The following is a 15977-nucleotide window of genomic DNA, read 5'->3' as shown; positions in this document are numbered from 1 at the left end:
TTGTCGCCCTGGTAGCGCAGGTAGCTCTCGATCTGGAACTCCACGTCCTGGGTCGTGTAGCGGTAGGCCAACTCGGCCACGCCTGCCGGGTCCTCGCCGTCGGCGGCGCGCAACGCACGGCCGAACTTCTCGTTCATCACGTCGTCGCTGAGGTAGGTGATGTGGCCGATCATGCGGGCGATGCGCAGGCCACGACGCGGCAGGGTGCCGTGGCGCTGGTAGTGGCCGCCGTGGAAATCCGGGTCGGTCACGATGGCGCGGCGCGCCACCTCGTTGAACGCGATGTTCTCGGCCGTGAGGTTGGGCGCGCTGGCCACCACCACGGCGTGGCGCACGCGCTGCGGGTGCTGCAGCGTCCAGGCCAGTGCCTGCATGCCACCCAGGCTGCCCCCCATCACGGCGGCCAGGGTGTCGATGCCCATGGCGTCGAGCAGGCGGGCCTGCGCCTCCACCCAGTCCTCCACCGTGACCACCGGAAAGTCCGCGCCCCAGGCCTGGCCGGTGGCCGGGTTGGTGTGCGTGGGCCCGGTGGAGCCGAAACACGAGCCCAGGTTGTTGACGCCGATGACGAAAAAGCGGTCGGTATCTACGGGTTTACCCGGACCAATCATGTTGTTCCACCAGCCCTCGCTGCGCGCGAGCGGCTGGCCGCTGGCGTCGGCGTGCCAGCCGGCGACGTGGTGCGAGGCGTTCAGCGCGTGGCACACCAGCACGGCATTGGACTTGTCGGCGTTGAGGCTGCCGTAGGTCTCGACCACCAGCTCGTAGGCCGGCAGCACGGCCCCGCTGCGCAGGGCAAGCGGCTGGTCGAAGCGGTAGGTGACAGGGGTGACGATCAAGCTCGTTCCCTGCTCGCGCAGGGCCTGGAAACAGAAAACCCGGTGAGCCAAAAGGCAGACCGGGCATCTCCGAGCTCCCTTTAGCGGCATTTGTTGAGCGCCCGCAATCCGGATCAAATCGGCGCTGGGCGGCAGTATAAGCGCCCGGCATGTTGTAACCACGCATCGGCAGGGGGTTTGACTTGCATCCTCCGGAAATTTGTCACCGACTTTCCGACGATCGGCGCATAATGCCTCGGCGTGCCGCCAGATCGGCCGCATGTCAAGTGATCGGTTGGTTTCGTGCGCTGCATTCCTGTGCCGGACGACGGGGCTCCATCGCTTCTTACCTTGTGTTTTAGGAGTCCCTCGAATGGGCAACAAACTTTATGTCGGCAACCTGCCGTACACGGTGCGCGACGAAGACCTGCAACAGGCCTTCTCGGCTTACGGTGCTGTCAACAGCGCCAAGGTCATGATGGAGCGCGAGACCGGCCGCTCCAAGGGCTTCGGCTTTGTCGAGATGGGCAGCGACGCTGAGGCGCAGTCGGCCATTCAGGGCATGAACGGCCAGTCGCTCGGCGGCCGCAGCCTGGTGGTGAACGAAGCGCGCCCGATGGAGCCGCGTCCCCCGCGCAGCGGTGGCGGCGGCTTCGGCGGCGGCCGTCGCGAAGGCGGCTTCGGTGGTGGCGGCCAGGACGGCGGCTTCCGCAGCCCCTACGGCGGTGGTGGTCGTCGCGACGGCGGCGGTGGCCGCGGCGGCTACTGATCCCCGAGCGAGCGAACCCCGCTCACCGGCAAACCCCGCGACGACCTCGCGGGGTTTTTGTTTTTCAGCGCCCTTCGCCCGCGCGGTGCTTGCGCGGGCGACCCTGCAAGGCGCGGTCGAACCAGGCGTTGGGCAGCAGGCGCAGCAGCTTGGCGAGCACGCCCATCTGCCAGGGAATGACGCGGTAGCTGACGCCCTCGGCGATGGCCTGGAAAGCGCGCTCGGCGAAGGCCTCGGGCGTCATGAGAAAGGGCATGGGGTAGCGGTTCTCGCGCGTGAGCGGCGTGTCCACGTAGCCGGGCAGCAGGGTCACCACCGCCACCCCGCTGCCGCGCAGCTCGCCGCGCAGGCTCTCGCAGTAGCTCACGACGGCGGCTTTGCTGCCGCAGTAGGCGCCGTGCCCCGGCAGGCCGCGGATGGCGGCCACGCTGGCGATGCCCACGAGCGCCCCGCTGCCGCGCGCGCGCATGGCCCGCACGAAGGGGTGGAAGGTGGCGGCCATGCCCACGTTGTTGGTGGCGAAGGTGCGGCTCAGCACGTCCAGGTCGTCGCGCTCGCCGGTGTCCATGCCCACGCTGATTCCGGCGTTGGCGATCACCACGTCCGGCAGGCCCTGTGCCGCTAGGCAGGCCTGGCCGGCGGCCACGATGCTGTCGGTCTGCGCGACGTCGGCGCCGTAGACGCGGCAACGATCGGCCCCGTATCCCTGGGCGTCGGCCCAGGCCTGCAATTCGGCGGCGCGGCGCGCCACCAGGGCGAGGTGGTAGCCGGCCCGGGCGAAGCGCGCGGCCAGCGCCTGGCCGATGCCGCTCGAGGCGCCGGTGATGAAGACCAGGGGAGCGGCGTTGGCGGGCGTCATGGCGGGGTCCGGGGCAGGAGCTGGACGCGCACGCGCCCGCGAAAGTCGGCGATCTGCTGATCGCCGCGGTAGTCCAGGGTCTGCGCGGTGATGCGGTCACCGTTGCGCAGCAGCTCGACCGGGTGGTCCGAGGTCACACGCTCGACCGGCTCGAGCTCCACGCGCAGGAAGTCGCCGCGAAACTCCAGTCGCGGCAGGGGATCGCCGGCCTGGGATTTGCCCCCTTCGCGCACCACCACCGCGTCGCCCTCCAGCACGAAGACGGTGTTGTCGGCGTTCGTGGTCACGCGGTGCGCGGTGGCGCGCATCACGGCGCCCGACTCGGCCAGGTTGCGGATGCGCGCGTTGTCGATCTCCACCCGGTCGTCGTCGGGATGGTGGCGGGCTTCATCGCCCACCACCTCGGCCCGCAACTGGCCGGCCAGGTCGAAGGACTTCACCGAGAAGCGGCGCATGAAGTAGTCGGGCTCGCCGCTCACCGGCCGCTCGGGCTGCGGCTCGGGCGCGGGGGGCGTAGCGCGCAGCAACCAGTACGAGGCCAGCGCCAGCAGGCCCATGAGCATGATGGGCAGGTAGATGGACAGCCGGTCCCACCACGGAGCGGGGCGCCGGCGCGGCGCGGGCGGCGCGCTGCGGTCCAGGCCCGGGATGAGGTCAAAATCGTCGTCGGCGCTCACCGGGCGGCGGCCTCGAGCTCGGCCGCGTAGGCGCCACGCGCCATGAGCAGCAGGTCGCAGAACTCGCGCGCGGCGCCCTCACCGGCGGCGCGGCGCGTGACGTGATGGGCGATCGCGCGCACCTCGTCGTGCGCGGCCGGTGGCGCGGCGGCCAAGGCGGCGCGACGCAGCAGGGGCAGATCGGGCCAGTCGTCGCCCATGGCCGCGGTGGCCTCCCAGCCCAGGCCCAGCTCGGCCAGGATGGATTCGGCGGCGGGCGCCTTGTCTTCGGTGCCCAGGCGCAGGTGGGTGACGCCGAGCGCGGACAGGCGCTGGCGCAGGGGTTTGCCGTCGCGCCCGCTGACCACGGCGGGCGTGATGCCGTGGCGTTGCAGCAGCTTCAGGCCGTGGCCGTCGAGCGTGTGGAAGCGCTTGAGCGTTTCGCCCGATTCGCCGAAGTACAGGCCACCATCGGTGAGCACGCCGTCGACGTCGAAGAAGGCCACGCGCACGGGCTGGGCGCGCAGCAGCAGCTCGGGGGAAAACAGCAACACCGGCGCCATCAGATCACCTTCGCGCGCATGAGGTCGTTGCTGTTGAGCGCGCCGACGAGGCGGCCGGCCTCGTCCACCACCAGCAGGCTGGTGATGCTGTGCGCCTCCATGAGTTCGGCGGCCTCCACCGCCAGGGCGTCCTCGCGCACGGTGCGCGGTCCGGCGTGCATGACCTCGCGCGCGCTGAGCGCGCGCAGGTCGGCACCGCTGCCCGCGCGCTCGATCAGGCGGCGCAGGTCGCCGTCGGTGAAGACGCCGACGGCGCGCTCGCCGTCGACGATGGCGCTCATGCCCAGGCCCTTGGCGCTGATCTCGCGCATGAGGTCCATCAGCGGCGCCTCGGGCACCACGCGCGGCACGGCTTCGCCTCGGCGCATCACGTCGCCCACGTGCGTGAGCAGCTTGCGGCCCAGCGCGCCGCCCGGGTGCGAGCGCGCGAAGTCGTCGGCGCGAAAGCCGCGCGCGTCAAGCAGCGAGACCGCCAGCGCGTCGCCCAGCGCGAGCTGGGCCGTGGTGCTCGCCGTGGGCGCGAGGTTGTGCGGGCAGGCTTCTTTATCGACCGAGGTGTCGAGCACCACGTCGGCGTGGCGCCCCAGCGTGGACGCCGCGCGGCCGGTGAGCGCCACCAGCGGCACGCCCATGCGCTTGATCAGCGGCAGGAGGGCGGTGAGCTCCTCGCTCTCGCCGCTGTTGCTGATCGCCAGCACCAGGTCGTGGGCGGTGATCATGCCCAGGTCGCCATGGCTGGCCTCGGCGGGGTGCACGAACATGGCGGGCGTGCCGGTGGAGGCCAGGGTGGCGGCGATCTTGCGACCGATGTGCCCGCTTTTGCCCATGCCCATCACGACCACGCGGCCGGTGCAGGCGAACATGCGCCGCACGGCATCGGCGAAGCGGTCGTCGACGCGCCCGGCCAGGGCCGCGACGGCGGAGGCCTCGATGGCCAGGGTGTCGCGCGCGAGGCGCTGGGCGCGTTCGGGGTCGACGGCGGGGGCGGCGGGCATCGAGGGATTATCGCGTCGTCTCCGATAATCCCCGGCATGGACACCGCCGCCTACCTGCGTTCGCACATCCGCACCGTGCCCGACTGGCCCGCCCCGGGCGTGATGTTTCGCGACATCACCCCGCTGCTGCAGGACCCCAAGGTGTTTCGCGTGCTCATCGACACCTTCGTGCACCGCTACATGGACCCGGCCCTGCGCCCGACCGTGGTGGCGGGCCTGGACGCGCGCGGCTTCATCATCGGCTCGGTGCTGGCCTACGAGCTGGGCGTGGGCTTCGTGCCCATCCGCAAGAAGGGCAAGCTGCCCTTCAACACGGTGGAAGAGACCTACGAGCTGGAATACGGCAGCGCCACGGTGGAGCTGCACACCGACGCCGTGAAAGCCGGCGACCGCGTGCTGCTGATCGACGACCTGATCGCCACCGGCGGCACCATGATGGCCGGCCGCCGCCTGCTGGAGAAGCTGGGCGCCGAGGTGACCGAGGGCGCGGCCATCGTCGACCTGCCGGAACTGGGCGGCTCGGCCAAGCTGCGCGACAGCGGCCTGGCGCTGTTCACGCTGATCGACTTCGCCGGGCACTGAGCGGCGACCCGGGCCGCTCGGTGCGGCTCAGAGCTTGCCGTGCTGCGTGTCGCTGAGCGCGGCGAAGTCGCTCACCGCCTCGGGCGTGGGCATGGGCAGCTGGGGCTCCTTGGGGTGCCGCATGGTCGCGGCGGGCAGGGACGTGATGGCCTCGCGGAAGGCGCGCACCTCGTCCTCGCTCACGGCCTGCGCGGGCGCGCGGCTGGCGGACACGGTGGGGCGCGGGATCGAGGTGTCCGGCGCCTCACGGCGCGTCTGCGCCGGCACCGCCGCGCGCAGCGCCTGCCCCACCTGCTCGGGCGTGGCCTTGCGGCGCCAGTACACACCGCGCACGTCCATCACGTGCCGGCTCTTGGCGCTTTGCTGGATCCAGCGCTCGATTTCGAGCAGGAATTCGTCGGGCATGGCCTGGGCCGGCAGCGCCAGGTCCACCAGTGCGATGAAGGTGTCGCCGTTGGCGTCGAGGTTGAGCACCTTGAACGAGTAGCTGGTGGACAGCACGCCACCCCGGATGAGCGATTCGCGCACCACCCCGAACAGCTGCTCGCGCCGCAGCAGGCGCCGGCCCCGCCGCGGCGAAATCAGTGGCATGGTGGTTTCGCGAAAGGCGTGGCGCGCGCGCGCGAAAGCGCCTTTGCCCGAAAACGGTTTGCGGGCCGACAACCAGTTCAGAAACGACATGTTGAGGGTGGAGATCACGTGGCGACGGGTTCGAGGAAGGTACGGGGCCGGAACACCAGGGAGCGGTCAGCAGCCATCGAGTGCCTCAGGTCACGGCCACGCGCTTGGGCTTGTTGTACATGCGCCGCGCCAGCACGGCCGACATGGCCACGGTCAGTTCCAGGGCGATCTGCGGGTGCCGCACGCTCAGCTCGCGAAAGCGCAGCGGCGTGAGGCACCAGAGCCGGCAGTCGCTGCCCGCGTTGACGGTGGCGCTGCGCGGCAGGTGACTGAAGAAGGCGCCTTCGCCCAGCAGCGAGCCCGCGCCCACCACGGCGATGCGCACGCGCTCTTTCGCGTCCTCGTAGTGCACGGTGAGGGTGCCGCTCTCGACGAAGTAGACGGTGCGGTCCTTCACGCCCTGTTCGATGAGCACCTGGCCCTGCTGCAAGGCCACCGGCTGCATGTAGTTGGCCAGCGTCACCCAGTGCGCGTCGCTCAGGTTCAAGGGCACCGCGTCCAGGGCACTGCTGTGGCGCATGGCCTGCGCCAGGTGCTGGATGTCGAAGCGCGCGGGGGCGGCGGTGGAGGCACTCATGCGCGAAGTGAACCGCAGCGCGGCGCCCGGCGCAACACCGGCGTAACCCATCCTTACAGATCGGTTCCCAGCGGCGCGGCACAACCCGTGAACGGTGGCACGGAAAGCTATTTGCCGATGCAAAAACGCGAAAAGATGACGCCCAGCAGATCGTCGGCCGTGAACTCGCCGGTGATTTCGCCCAGCGCCTGTTGCGCGAGGCGCAGTTCCTCGGCGAGCAGATCGAGCTGCGCGGCGGCCTCGCGCAGGCGCGCATCGGCCTGCTCCAGGTGCCCGTTGACGCGCGCGAGCGCTTCCAGGTGCCGCTCGCGCGCCATGAAGAGGCCGTCGCCGCCGGGCTGCCAGCCCGCGAGCCGCAGCAGGCGCTGGCGCAGCGCGTCCAGTCCCGTGCCGCGCTTGGCGGACAGGGCGATGTCATCGGTGCCCTGCGGCGCGCCGCCGGCCTGGTCGAGCTTGTTCCACACGTGCAGCACGGGCACGCCGGCGGGCAGGCCGCGCGCGATGTTGGCGTCGGCGTAGCGGTAGCGCGGCTCGCCCCAGCGCGTGAGGTCGTGCAGGAACAGCACCGCATCGGCGCCCCGGATGCGCTGCCAGGCGCGCTCGATGCCGATGCGCTCGACCTCGTCCACCTCGGGGCTGTCGCGCAGGCCGGCGGTGTCGGTCACGTGCAGGGGCACGCCCTCGATCTGGATGGTCTGCTGCACCACGTCGCGCGTGGTGCCCGCGATCGGCGTGACGATGGCCAGCTCGGCCCCCGCCAGCGCGTTGAGCAACGAGCTCTTGCCCGCATTGGGCTGGCCGGCGATTACCACCTGCAGGCCGTCGCGCAGCAGGGCGCCCTGGCGCGCCTCGGCGCGCAGCACGGCCAGCGCCTCGCGCAGGCGATCGAGCTGGCCCTGGGCGTCGGCCTTCTGCAGGAAGTCGATGTCTTCCTCGGGAAAGTCCAGCGTCGCCTCGACCAGCATGCGCAGATTCGTGAGCGCCTCCTGCAGGGTGTGCACACGCCGCGAGAACGCGCCGTCCAGCGAACGCGCGGCGCTGCGCGCGGCGGCCTCGGTGCTGGCGTCGATCAGATCGGCCACGGCCTCGGCCTGCGCGAGATCGAGCTTGTCGTTGAGGAAGGCGCGCTCGGTGAACTCACCCGCGCGCGCCAGCCGCAGGCCGGGCAGGGCGGTGGCTGCCACTTCCAGGCAACGCGCCAGCAGCAACTGCAGCACCACGGGGCCACCATGGCCCTGCAGTTCGAGCACGTCTTCGCCGGTGTACGAGTGGGGCGCGGGGAACCACAAGGAGAGCCCGTGGTCGATGGGCTGGCCGTCGGCCCCGCGCCAGGGCCCGTAGGTGGCCTCGCGCGGCTTCAGGTCGCGCCCGAGCAGCGCGCGCACGAAGGGCGCCAGCCCCTTGCCCGAGACCCGCACGATGCCCACGCCGCCCCGGCCGGGGGCCGTGGCGATGGCGGCGATGGGATCGGCGTGGTGCGGGAGCATGAAAAAGCGGTGGTGCGCCACCCCCTCACCGAGGGACACCGCGGAACCGGCTTCGCCGGGCCGCAAGTGTCGTCCCCCTGCATGGGGGAAGCCGCGCAGCGGCGCAGGGGCTTACTTGAACTTCGGCAGGTTGAACTTCAGCGGCACACCCATGCGGCGGTTGATGTGGGCCTGCTGCGCGATCGTCAGCACGTTGTTCGTGATCCAGTAGAGCACCAGGCCCGACGGGAAGAAGAAGAACATCACCGAGAACACCAGCGGCATCATCCACATCAGCTTGGCCTGCAGCGGGTCGGGCGGCAGCGGATTCAGCGCCGTCTGCACCATGGTGGTGATGGCCATCACCAGCGGCAGGATGTAGAACGGGTCGGGCGAGGACAGGTCGTGGATCCAGCCGATCCAGGGCGCGTTGCGCATCTCCACGCTGGACAGCAGCACCCAGTAGAGCGCGATGAACACGGGGATCTGGATCAGGATGGGGAAGCAGCCGCCCAGGGGATTGACCTTCTCCTCGCGGTAGATCTTCATCATCTCCTGCTGCATCTGCTGCGGGTTGCTCTTGAGGCGCTCGCGCATTTCCATGATGCGCGGGTTGATCGCCTTCATCTTGGCCATGCTGCGGTAGGCGCTGGCGTTGAGCCAGTAGAACGCCGCCTTGATCAGCACCACCAGCAGCACGATGGCCCAGCCCCAGTTGCCCACGAACCCGTGGATCTTCTCGAGCAGCCAGTACAGCGGCTTGGCCAGGATGGTGAGCCAGCCGTAGTCCTTGACCAGTTCCAGGCCGGGGGCCAGGGTCTCGAGCTTCTTCTCGTCCTGCGGGCCCACGAACAGGCGCGCCTGCACGGTCTGCGACTGACCCGGCGCGATGGCCGGCAGCGAGGCCAGGCTGCCCACGGAGTAGAGGTTGTCGGCCACCTGGCGCACGAAGTTCTCGCGCGCCACGCCGGCGTCGAGCAGCCAGGCGGTGGCGAAGTAGTGCTGCACCATGGCCACGTAGCCGTCGGTGGCGTTCTTCACGTAGGTGGCCTTGTCGCCTGCCACGTTCTTGAACTCGATCTTCTGGAACTTGTGCTCCGTCGTATACACGGCGGGGCCGGTGAAGGTCGAGTAGAAGGGCGTCTGGCTTTCCACGGTGCTGCCGTCGCGCACCAGCTGGCGGTAGAGCTGCGGGCTGACCGGCGCGCCGCCGACGTTGCGCACCTCATGCTGCACGCCGATGTCGTAGTGGCCGCGCTTGAGCGTGTAGGTGGTGATCAGCTGCACGCCGCCCACCTCGGCGGATTCGTAGCGCACCTGCAGCGAATCCTGGCCGTCGGCCAGGGCCGTGGGCGCGCCGCCCACCAGCACCATCGGCGTCTTGTGGGTGGGGAAGTTGCCACCCACCAGGCCGCTCTGCGCCACGTAGGTGCGTTGGGCGGTCTGCGACAGCAGGGTGAAGGGCGTCTTGATGTCGCGGTCGGCCCCACCGGAGGCCTGCGCGTGCTTGAGCAGCTGCGCACCCACCAGGGCGCCGCCTTCGCTGCTGAAGCTCAGGCGCAGCACGTCGGTGGTGACCTCGTGGCGCGTGGCCGCGGCCGGCGCGCTGGCTTCGGCGCCCGGCACCGCGCTGGCGCCGGCCGAGGCCGGATTGCTCGAGGCGCTGGGCAGCGACGCGTCGGCCTTCGGCGCGGGCGCGCCCTGGGCGGGCGCGGTCACGGCCGGCGGCGTGCTGCTGGGAAAGAACGTGGCGGGCTTGCCGTTGTGGATCTGCCATTTGTCCCAGATGAGGACCATGGCGAAACCGAACACCACCCACAGGATGGAGCGACGAATGTCATTCATGACGCGTTCTTGTTTTCGGGGTTTCGGGGAAGCAGGCGCGTGAACAGGCCGTCGGGCCGCTCGGCGGGCACCGGGTCGTGGCCGCCCTCGCACCAGGGGTGGCAGCGCGCCAGCCGGCCCAGCGTGAGCCGGCTGCCCGTGAGCGCACCGTGGCGCCGCAGCGCGTCCAGCGCGTAGGCGGAGCAGGTGGGTTCAAAGCGGCAGCCGCTGCCCAGCCAAGGACTGAGCAGCAGCCGATAGCCCTGCACGAGGGCGATCAGCGCGCGGCGGGGCAGGTCACGCCACATGGCCGCGGGGCGGGTTCGGCGCGGACGCGCGCGACCACAGACTGATCAGCTCGGCGCGCACGGCGCTGCGCAGCGCGTCGGAGCGGGCGCTGATGAAGCGTTTCGGATCGAAGGCCCCGCGCAGGCGCACCACATGCGCGGCCACGGGCAAACCCGCCGCCGCTGGCGCGGTGGCGTAGATCTGGCGGCGGATGGTGTTGCGGGTGACCGCCCGGCGGGCCCAGCGCTTGGGAATCAGCACGCCGAGCCAAGGGTCGGCGACAGGAAACAGCGCGGCCTGAGCCTCGGCCTCGTCGAGAACGAGGCGGTGGAGGGCGAAATGGGGGGTCTTGGCCACCGGGGCGCTGGCCAGCACAGCCTGGAACTGGGGCCGGGTCCGCAGCCGCTGGATCACCGGCGGGCGAGGCTGAACCGACTCAGACCGACAGGCGCTTGCGGCCCTTGGCGCGGCGGGCGTTGATGACCGCGCGGCCGCCACGCGTCTTCATGCGCACGAGGAAGCCGTGGGTGCGGGCGCGGCGGATCTTGGAGGGTTGATAGGTGCGTTTCATGATGAGGGCTCTGAAATCGGGGAAACCCGCAATTATCGCCAGAAACCCCCCTTCGCGGCAAGCCAATGCGGATAGCCCTGTATCCGGCCGGCGCGGCGTCGGGCGCCCTGAGATCGCCCGGTGGCGCTTGTGGATAACTGCCGCGCGTGCCTACAATGCGCGCCCTGGGGCCACGCCCCTTGTCCACAACTACAAACCGTCTCCCGTCTTCCCGAATGTCCGAGGGCCCCCCCCCTTCTGCCGCGCTGCGCGACGACCGTTCGCTGTGGTCGGCGTGCATCGAACGCCTGGCCCAGGAAATCCCCGAGCAGCAGTTCAACACCTGGATCCGCCCCCTGAGCGCCACCGTCGCGCCGGACGATTCCAAGGTCGTCCTGGCCGTGGGCAACCGCTTCAAGCTCGACTGGATCCGCGCCCAGTACGCCCCCCGCATCAGCGCCTTGCTGGAAAGTGTTCGGGGCGCACCCGTCGCGCTTGAGTTAGCGCTCGCTCCTCGCGAAGCGCCCGCTCGGACAATGCCCGCCAACCGCCCGGTGTTCGACACACCAGCCGATTCCGTGCTCGCCGAGATGGCCGACGTGGCCCCCCTGGAGCCCGCCAGCGCGCCCAAGACGCGGCTCAACCCCTCGCTCACCTTCGGCTCGCTGGTAGAGGGCTCGGCCAACCGCATGGCACGCGCCGCGGCCATGCACGTGGCCGGCAGCCTGGGCCAGCTGTACAACCCCCTGTTCATCTACGGCGGGGTCGGCCTGGGCAAGACCCACCTGGTGCACGCCATCGGCAACCACCTGCTGGCCGAGCGGCCCCAGGCCAAAGTTCTCTACATCCACGCCGAGCAGTTCGTCTCGGATGTGGTTAAGGCCTATCAGCGCAAGACCTTCGATGAGTTCAAGGCCCGCTACCACTCGCTGGACCTGCTGCTGATCGACGACGTGCAGTTCTTCGCCAACAAGGACCGCACCCAGGAAGAGTTCTTCAATGCCTTCGAGGCGCTGCTGGCCCGCAAGAGCCACATCGTGCTCACCAGCGACACCTACCCCAAGGGCCTGGCCGACATCACCGAGCGCCTGATCTCGCGCTTCGATTCCGGCCTGACGGTGGCCATCGAGCCGCCCGAGCTGGAAATGCGCGTGGCCATCCTGATCAACAAAGCCGCCGCCGAGGCCGCCGTGATGCCCGAGGAAGTGGCCTTCTTCGTCGCCAAGAACGTGCGCTCCAACGTGCGCGAGCTCGAAGGCGCGCTGCGCAAGATCCTGGCCTATTCGCGCTTCAACCAGAAGGACATTTCCATCCAGCTGGCGCGCGACGCCCTGAAAGACCTGCTGTCCATCCAGAACCGGCAGATCAGCGTGGAAAACATCCAGAAGACGGTGGCCGATTTCTACAAGATCAAGGTCGCCGACATGTATTCCAAGAAGCGCCCGGCCAGCATTGCCCGGCCGCGCCAGATCGCCATGTTCCTGGCCAAGGAGCTCACCCAGAAGAGCCTGCCCGAGATCGGGGAACTGTTTGGCGGGCGAGACCACACCACCGTGCTGCACGCCGTGCGCAAGATCGCCGGCGAGCGCCAGCAGAACACCGAACTCAATCAGCAGCTGCATGTGCTGGAGCAGACCCTGAAAGGCTGAGCCCGCGCCAGGTGCAACCGCTGGTAAACAGCGTTCAAAAAGGGCGAGAATAGGGGGGTTTTGGCCCGCCGATCCCGCTCCGGGAGACACCTTCAAATAACGAAAGAGCCGCAGATGATCGTTTTCAAATCCTCGCAGGACAAGGTTCTGGCCGCGCTGCAGTCGGTCTCGGGCATCGTGGAGCGGCGCCACACCCTGCCCATCCTGGCCAACGTGCTGCTGCGAAAGACGGGCTCGCAGTTGCAGCTCACCACCAGCGACCTGGAAATCCAGATCCGCACCACGGCCGAGCTCGACGGCGACAGCGGCAGCTTCGCCACCACCCTGGGCGCGCGCAAGCTCATCGACATCCTGCGCACCATGCCGGGCGACCAGACCGTGAGCCTGGAGCAGACCGGGGGCAAGCTCATCCTCAAGGGCGGCAAGAGCCGCTTCACCCTGCAAAGCCTGCCGGCCGAAGACTTTCCGCTGGTGCAGGAATCGGCCAGCTTCGGCCCCGCGTTCAGCGTGCCGCAGAAGACGCTCAAGGGCCTGCTGGGCCAGGTGTCCTTTGCCATGGCGGTGCACGACATCCGCTACTACCTCAACGGCATCCTGTTCGTGGCCGAGGGCCAGCAGCTCAGCCTGGTGGCCACCGACGGCCACCGCCTGGCCTTCGCCTCCGCCACGCTGGACGTGGAAGTGCCCAAGCAGGAGGTCATCCTGCCGCGCAAGACCGTGCTGGAGCTGCAGCGCCTGCTGTCCGACAAGGACGGTGCCATCGAGATGCAGTTCGCGGCCAACCAGGCCAAGTTCAGTTTCGACGGCATGGAGTTCGTCACCAAGCTGGTCGAGGGCAAGTTCCCCGACTACAACCGCGTCATCCCCAAGAACCACAAGAACATCGTCACCCTGGGCCGCGCGCCGCTGCTGGCCAGCCTGCAGCGCACCGCCATCATGACGAGCGAGAAGTTCAAGGGCGTGCGCCTCAACGTCGAGCCCGGCACGCTGCGCGTGGCCTCGAGCAACGCCGAGCAGGAAGAGGCGGTCGACGAACTCGACATCGACTACGGTGGCGACGCCATCGAAATCGGCTTCAACGTCACCTACCTGATCGACGCGCTGCAGAACATGGGCCAGGAGATGGTCCGTGTGGAGCTGGCCGACGGCAACAGCTCGGCCCTCGTCACCAACCCCGACGACAACGCCTTCAAATACGTTGTCATGCCCATGCGCATCTGAGCGCAGCGCTCCCGACCCGATATCGAGCCCGACCCGCTGAACAGCGGGTTTGGCGTTTCTAGCGATCGAGAAAGTTCCTATGTCCGACGAGTCCACGAGCCCCGAAAGCTCCAATTTCCAGCCCAAGATCGATCCGAACCAGGCCGGGGCGAGCGAGGGTTACGGCGAGGGCTCGATCCAGATCCTCGAAGGCCTGGAGGCGGTGCGCAAGCGCCCGGGCATGTACATCGGCGACACCTCCGACGGCACCGGCCTGCACCACCTGGTGTTCGAGGTGGTCGACAACTCCATCGACGAAGCGCTCGCCGGCCACTGCGACGACATCGTCGTCACCATCCACACCGACAACTCCATCAGCGTGGTCGACAACGGCCGCGGCATCCCCACCGGGGTGAAGATGGACGACAAGCATGAGCCCAAGCGCAGCGCGGCCGAGATCGCGCTGACCGAACTGCACGCCGGCGGCAAGTTCAACCAGAACAGCTACAAGGTCTCGGGCGGCCTGCACGGCGTGGGCGTGAGCTGCGTGAACGCGCTCAGCAAGTGGCTGCGCCTGACGGTGCGCCGCGAAGGCAAGGTGCACCAGCTGGAGTTCGCGCGCGGCTTCGTGCAGAACCGCATCCTGGAAGACCAGAGCGGCATCGAGATCTCGCCCATGAAGGTGACCGGCGCCACCGAGAAGCGCGGCACCGAGGTGCACTTCCTGCCCGACACCGAGATCTTCAAAGAGAACAACGACTTCCACTACGAGATCCTGAGCAAGCGCCTGCGCGAGCTCAGCTTCCTCAACAACGGCGTGCGCATCCGCCTGCACGACGAGCGCAGCGGCAAGCAGGACGACTTCTCCGGTGCGGGTGGCGTGAAGGGCTTCGTCGAGTTCATCAACAAGGGCAAGACCGTCCTGCACCCGAACATCTTCCACGCCACCGGCGACCGCCAGAGCGACCAGGGCACCAACATCGGTGTCGAGGTGGCCATGCAGTGGAACAGCGGCTACAACGAGCAGGTGCTGTGCTTCACCAACAACATCCCGCAGCGCGACGGTGGCACCCACCTGACCGGCCTGCGCGCGGCCATGACGCGCGTCATCAACAAGTACATCGAAGAAAACGAGCTGGCCAAGAAGGCCAAGGTCGAGGTCAGCGGTGACGACATGCGCGAGGGCCTGTGCTGCGTGCTCAGCGTGAAGGTGCCCGAGCCCAAGTTCAGCAGCCAGACCAAGGACAAGCTGGTCTCCAGCGAGGTGCGCGGCCCGGTGGAAGACGTGGTGGCCCGCCTGCTGACCGACTACCTGCAGGAGCGGCCGAACGACGCCAAGATCATCTGCGGCAAGATCATCGAGGCCGCGCGAGCGCGCGAAGCCGCGCGCAAGGCGCGCGAGATGACGCGCCGCAAGGGCGTGCTCGACGGCATGGGCCTGCCCGGCAAGCTCGCCGACTGCCAGGAGAAAGACCCGGCGCTGTGCGAGATCTACATCGTGGAGGGCGACTCCGCCGGCGGCTCGGCCAAGCAAGGCCGCGACCGCAAGTTCCAGGCGATCCTGCCGCTGCGCGGCAAGATCCTCAACGTGGAGAAGGCGCGCTACGAGAAGCTGCTGAGCTCCAACGAGATCCTCACGCTCATCACCGCGCTGGGCACGGGCATCGGCAAGGCCGGCAGTGCCGGCGACGGCAAGAGCGGCGCCGACGATTTTGATGTGGCCAAGCTGCGCTACCACCGCATCATCATCATGACCGACGCCGACGTCGACGGCGCCCACATCCGCACCCTGCTGCTCACCTTCTTCTACCGCCAGATGCCCGAGCTGGTGGAGCGCGGCCACATCTACATCGCGCAGCCGCCGCTGTACAAGGTGAAGAGCGGCAAGGAAGAGCTGTACCTGAAGGACGCCGCCGCGCTCGACGGCTTCCTGCTGCGCATCGCGCTGAAAGACGCCAAGGTGATGACCGGCGGCGCGTCCAACGCCAACCTCGAAGGCGCCACCCTGGAAGAGCTCGCGCGCAAGCACCAGGTGGCCGAACACGTGATCGCACGCCTGTCGGCTTTCATGGACGCCGAGGCGCTGCGCGCCGTGGCCGACGGCGTGGCCCTCGGCCTGGACGACATGGAGGCCGCGTCCGCCAGCGCGCAGGACCTGCAGACCAAGCTGCGCGAGCTCAGCACCACCGGCGTGCCCGCCACCGTGACGGCCGAGTTCGACCAGCGCACCGACAAGCCCGTGCTGCGCATCAGCCGCCGCCACCACGGCAACATCAAGAGCAGCGTCATCACGCAAGACTTCGTGCACGGCGCCGACTACGCCGCCCTGGCCGAGGCCGCCAACACCTTCCGCGGCCTGCTGGGCGACGGCGCCAAGGTCATGCGCGGCGAGGGCGACAAGCAGAAGGAAGAGCGCGTGAGCGACTTCCGCACCGCCATGCAATGGCTCATCAGCGAAGCCGAACGCACCACCGCGCGCCAGCGCTACAAGGGCCTGGGC

Annotated in this window: 17 protein-coding genes and 1 riboswitch; of the genes, 5 read left to right on the top strand and 12 right to left on the bottom strand. The window is 69.0% G+C overall.

Going from position 1 to position 15977, the window contains the following annotated elements; all coding sequences use genetic code 11:
• A partial coding sequence (metX, locus tag BGO22_RS13800) for a homoserine O-acetyltransferase MetX (protein WP_286851329.1) occupies positions 1–839 on the bottom strand: 839 nt, incomplete at its 3' end.
• Positions 840–898: 59 nt separating this feature from the next.
• Positions 899–974: riboswitch (SAM riboswitch) on the bottom strand.
• Between the two features lie 217 nt (positions 975–1191).
• Between metX and rbp the strand changes: the two genes are divergently transcribed.
• On the top strand, positions 1192–1587 hold the full coding sequence (rbp, locus tag BGO22_RS13795; RefSeq protein WP_070399703.1) for an RNA-binding regulator: 396 nt from the start codon (positions 1192–1194) through the stop codon (positions 1585–1587).
• Between the two features lie 64 nt (positions 1588–1651).
• On the opposite strand, the gene BGO22_RS13790 is transcribed toward rbp, so the two are convergent.
• Genes BGO22_RS13790 through BGO22_RS13775 form a run of 4 tightly spaced genes read right to left on the bottom strand, consistent with a single transcriptional unit; the run spans position 1652 to position 4660 of the window.
• Positions 1652–2446, bottom strand: a complete 795-nt coding sequence (locus tag BGO22_RS13790) for an SDR family oxidoreductase (protein WP_286851328.1) — start codon at positions 2444–2446, stop codon at positions 1652–1654.
• Entirely contained in the window at positions 2443–3123 is a 681-nt protein-coding gene (gene lptC / locus BGO22_RS13785) for an LPS export ABC transporter periplasmic protein LptC (RefSeq protein WP_239478211.1), read from the bottom strand. The genes BGO22_RS13790 and lptC overlap by 4 nt, the downstream gene beginning before the upstream one ends.
• Positions 3120–3665 (bottom strand): KdsC family phosphatase, encoded by a 546-nt coding sequence (locus tag BGO22_RS13780; protein ID WP_286851327.1) that lies wholly within the window; start codon positions 3663–3665, stop codon positions 3120–3122. Before BGO22_RS13780 ends, lptC begins: the two co-directional genes overlap by 4 nt.
• A complete protein-coding gene (locus BGO22_RS13775) occupies positions 3665–4660 on the bottom strand; it encodes a KpsF/GutQ family sugar-phosphate isomerase (protein WP_286851325.1) in 996 nt (331 codons plus the stop codon). The genes BGO22_RS13780 and BGO22_RS13775 overlap by 1 nt, the downstream gene beginning before the upstream one ends.
• A 36-nt stretch (positions 4661–4696) precedes the next feature.
• On the opposite strand from BGO22_RS13775, the gene BGO22_RS13770 reads away from it, so the two are divergent.
• Complete coding sequence (locus BGO22_RS13770; RefSeq protein WP_070399699.1) at positions 4697–5242, top strand: adenine phosphoribosyltransferase; 546 nt, start codon at positions 4697–4699, stop codon at positions 5240–5242.
• 27 nt (positions 5243–5269) lie between these two features.
• Here BGO22_RS13770 and BGO22_RS13765 read toward each other — a convergent pair whose 3' ends face one another.
• From BGO22_RS13765 to rpmH, 7 genes are all read right to left on the bottom strand, one after another.
• Positions 5270–5833 (bottom strand): hypothetical protein, encoded by a 564-nt coding sequence (locus tag BGO22_RS13765; protein ID WP_286851323.1) that lies wholly within the window; start codon positions 5831–5833, stop codon positions 5270–5272.
• 175 nt (positions 5834–6008) lie between these two features.
• Positions 6009–6500: a Crp/Fnr family transcriptional regulator gene (locus tag BGO22_RS13760; RefSeq protein ID WP_116959293.1), complete on the bottom strand. Its 492-nt coding sequence runs from the start codon at positions 6498–6500 to the stop codon at positions 6009–6011.
• 107 nt (positions 6501–6607) lie between these two features.
• The gene (gene mnmE / locus BGO22_RS13755) at positions 6608–7987 is read right to left on the bottom strand and encodes a tRNA uridine-5-carboxymethylaminomethyl(34) synthesis GTPase MnmE (RefSeq protein WP_286851322.1); all 1380 of its coding nucleotides are present in this window, start codon (positions 7985–7987) and stop codon (positions 6608–6610) included.
• Between the two features lie 111 nt (positions 7988–8098).
• On the bottom strand, positions 8099–9811 hold the full coding sequence (gene yidC / locus BGO22_RS13750) for a membrane protein insertase YidC (protein ID WP_286851321.1): 1713 nt from the start codon (positions 9809–9811) through the stop codon (positions 8099–8101).
• The gene (gene yidD, locus BGO22_RS13745) at positions 9808–10098 is read right to left on the bottom strand and encodes a membrane protein insertion efficiency factor YidD (protein ID WP_239478212.1); all 291 of its coding nucleotides are present in this window, start codon (positions 10096–10098) and stop codon (positions 9808–9810) included. Before yidD ends, yidC begins: the two co-directional genes overlap by 4 nt.
• Positions 10088–10489 carry a ribonuclease P protein component gene (locus tag BGO22_RS13740; protein WP_286851330.1) on the bottom strand — a complete coding sequence of 134 codons (402 nt, stop codon included), beginning with the start codon at positions 10487–10489 and terminating at the stop codon, positions 10088–10090. The genes yidD and BGO22_RS13740 overlap by 11 nt, the downstream gene beginning before the upstream one ends.
• A 25-nt stretch (positions 10490–10514) precedes the next feature.
• Entirely contained in the window at positions 10515–10649 is a 135-nt protein-coding gene (rpmH, locus tag BGO22_RS13735) for a 50S ribosomal protein L34 (protein ID WP_070399696.1), read from the bottom strand.
• Positions 10650–10864: 215 nt separating this feature from the next.
• On the opposite strand from rpmH, the gene dnaA reads away from it, so the two are divergent.
• From dnaA to BGO22_RS13720, 3 genes are all read left to right on the top strand, one after another.
• The gene (gene dnaA / locus BGO22_RS13730) at positions 10865–12277 is read left to right on the top strand and encodes a chromosomal replication initiator protein DnaA (protein WP_286851318.1); all 1413 of its coding nucleotides are present in this window, start codon (positions 10865–10867) and stop codon (positions 12275–12277) included.
• Positions 12278–12391: 114 nt separating this feature from the next.
• A complete protein-coding gene (gene dnaN, locus BGO22_RS13725; protein ID WP_286851316.1) occupies positions 12392–13498 on the top strand; it encodes a DNA polymerase III subunit beta in 1107 nt (368 codons plus the stop codon).
• Positions 13499–13577: 79 nt separating this feature from the next.
• Positions 13578–15977 (top strand): DNA gyrase subunit B (locus tag BGO22_RS13720; RefSeq protein ID WP_286851315.1); only part of this gene is annotated, 2400 nt, incomplete at its 3' end.

It is taken from the genome of Hydrogenophaga sp. 70-12 (genome assembly GCF_001897365.1).
GTDB classification, from domain to species: Bacteria; Pseudomonadota; Gammaproteobacteria; order Burkholderiales; family Burkholderiaceae_C; genus Hydrogenophaga; species Hydrogenophaga borbori.
Note: the sequence above shows the minus strand (reverse complement) of the source record. Positions and strands in the feature narration are given on the sequence as shown.